1 protein-coding gene is annotated in these 3,133 nt (G+C 30.5%); it reads right to left on the reverse strand.

All coding sequences use genetic code 11. The features are described from left to right. Nucleotides 1-445: 445 nt before the first annotated feature. A complete protein-coding gene (locus AABE15_RS06655) occupies nucleotides 446-2,104 on the reverse strand; it encodes a family 43 glycosylhydrolase (RefSeq protein WP_338330505.1) in 1,659 nt (552 codons plus the stop codon). Nucleotides 2,105-3,133 lie beyond the last annotated feature (1,029 nt).

Genomic DNA, 3,133 nt, shown 5'->3' on the forward strand with positions numbered 1-3,133 from the left:
CATTTTAATTTTGTAATATATTTATAATTAAAGTCAGTGAGATGTGATTTCATAATTTTAAAATACATTTAAGAACTTGGAAAAGTATTAATATCATTTCTTATGAAGTTAATAAATAAAATTAAAGTAACAGCAGATTAAAACATAAAAGGAATAATATTAAACCTTTATTATTTAAAACATTCATGAATTTTCCATACGAGTTTTATCATTTTTATAATATTTTTATTGGGCTATATCAAATCAGACAATTTTTATTACAATAAAAGTATAATTGGCCGATAATAGGGTTGGTTCTATTTTTTCATTAGGTTAATACGTTTATTTATTACAAATAAAACAAAGGGACTATAATAATATAAAGACTTAAATAAAATATAAGCCCAACAATGACTTTAAAAAAGTAAATATTCTATTAAGGTTCTTTGATTTATTTTGCGACTTTTTAATTTTCAACTACATAAAAATCAAAATCAGCATGGGAACGATGTTGATAAGCATCGACACTGCCTATAAAATTAAATAATCCCGTAAAACCTCCAATTTCGCCAGGTTCACCATTAACTCCTTCATCGGATAAATAAGAAACATCAATTGGTTCGATAAAACGGATCCATTTTTTATCAGCTAAGCGATAAAATAAATTAGCATTCCCTTGATAGTATTTGATTTTTAATTCAATTCCACCTTCTGGAATTGCGATTAAATGATTATTAAAGGTATTACGTTGTTTCAGTTTTGCCTGTAGTAATCGCAGAACACTGCATTGTGTTTCCTCAGAATAGGTTAAATGAAGATATAACCAATTATGGCAATCATAATATAATCCTAATCCTGCCGTTTGAGAGTAATGTATAGGTTGAAAATAGACTTTGGTTCTAAGTGTATAGTCAAGCGATGTGGCTCTTGTTCCCATTATAGAAGGATTCATTTGTGAAAATAATGAATTTTGACCATAAATACGTAAGAAACCTGGTCGTTCTGTTGTATTTACCCATGATGAGTCTTGATGACGATAGGGCGTCATAAAACGTATATCAAAGTGATCCTCGTCAAAATGATCCAGGACGTCGTAGGATGAAGAAATTACCTTTTCTTTGCTCTTTGATAAGTTCATGGCAGGACAGGACATTTTTGCAAGGTTTGATCCATCTTCCATTTCTAACCAATGATCTTTTGTCCATCGCATTTTTTGTAGTGACGTCTCGCGTCCAAGTGGATTTAAAGTTGTTTTCCCCAGGGGTCTGGACATCAAATGAGCCATATACCATTCATCAGTTTGAGTTTTAACCAAAGATCCATGGCCTGCTTTTTGCATAATAGAGTGTGGATTATACATTTCAAAATGTCCGGCATCGGGATCACCAAGGGAAAATAAATGACGAGGGGATGATGTAATAATAGGTTCGCCAGAAGGATGCGGTTCGTAAGGGCCAAATATGTTTTTTGATCTTCCAATTTCAACGCCGTGCGCGTATCCTGTTCCCCCTGCAGCAACTAAGAGATAATAATAATCATTTCTTTTGTAAATTTGAGGAGCTTCGACACAGCCGCGGGTTGTAAATCCTTGGGTTAAACGTTTCCATCCACCAATAATTTTGCCGTTGAATAAATCAATTTCGGCAATAACAATATGACCTGGGGTCTGGTAACCTGCGCGGGTTTCCCATTCGAGGATAGTTATATAATGTTTATGATCATCGTCATGAAAAAGAGCTGGGTCAAAACCAATTGACGTCAAGTAAAGAGGGGATGACCATGGTCCTTTAATATCAGTTGCCCACATAGCAAAAGAATCTGCATTAAATTCACGCCCAGCCATATTCAACATATGCGAGTAAACAATCCAATATTTTTTAGTTTTTGAGTCATAAGAAAGGTGCGGTGCCCAAATTCCTGCTGGTGTATTGGTGCCTTGTAAGTTTATTTGATTAGTCAATGCATAATTGCTTAATGTCCAATGGGCTAAGTTAGTCGATGTAAAAATTTGGATTGCTGGGGTCCAGTGAAAAGTTGACGTGGCAATGTAATACATATTATCTACCCGAAGGATTGATGGATCAGGTGCCATACCAGGGATAATAGGGTTTTGGATATCAATCATCAAATTTAAGCCTTGTGAAAATTAAAAGTATATTTTAATTACTTATAAAAGTATGTGAGGCATTAATGAGCAGCTTTATTGTATTGTTTTTTTCATAACCTAAAAAACAATTAAAGCATATGGAACCATTCTCGGCTTCAAAAAGATTTTCGAATAAAAAGAATAATGAATTATTGAGGAATAAATCAATTTTATTCACAATATAGTGTGAAATAAATAATTTTCTTTTTGGTGTTGAAATGTTTGATTTTACAGTTAATTGCAGCATAATTTTAAATTTATAATATGTTTTTATGATTAGAATGATTCTGTTGAATGATCATTTTAATATTTTTTTATATGTTTGTGATGAATCATTAAAAATTCCCAAATATTTAATTGCAATTAGGGATAATACGTTTGATGATTGCTATCAGTGCCGTTTGTTAAACGTTATAATTATGGTTTAACAGTTTTTTCATGAGTTGTAATATTTTTGTATCCTCGCTGAGTTAGGCATAATTGTATAGACGTTATGCTTGTAACCAGTTGATTATCGTTAACGCATTTATTGCTGTATTATAACTTTTTTATTTTAGTTTATTCTATAATATTCAATAAACCAATTTCAGATTTAAAAACATAATTCAATTGTACAAGAACTATTCAAACGTTTATACAAACAAGTAAATTTACCATAGACGTTATTTAGGTATCTGTTTTGCTGCTTTTTAAATTGTTTTTTGAATAGCTTTATTGAGTTTATATTTTTTTAATTTTTTTTATTCCAATCAATATTAAAGATTATTTAAATTGAGACTGTAGGTTTTATGAAGCTCTTTGAAGATTCATGAATAAAACTATACTCTTATTTTTGTTAATAGTGTTATTAACTATTATTAGAATTTCAGAAAAATATAAATTTTTGTTTCAAACAACAAGGAAAAAAAACTTTAACATATCCGTCAGGCAATAAATTAAGTTTATTAAAAGTTTTTGAATTCTTTAAGTTTTCATTACTTTCAATCTGAACAATGCCTATTTTTTGTC

Origin of the sequence: Commensalibacter sp. Nvir (genome assembly GCF_963921845.1) — a bacterium.
Classification (GTDB): domain Bacteria; phylum Pseudomonadota; class Alphaproteobacteria; order Acetobacterales; family Acetobacteraceae; genus Commensalibacter.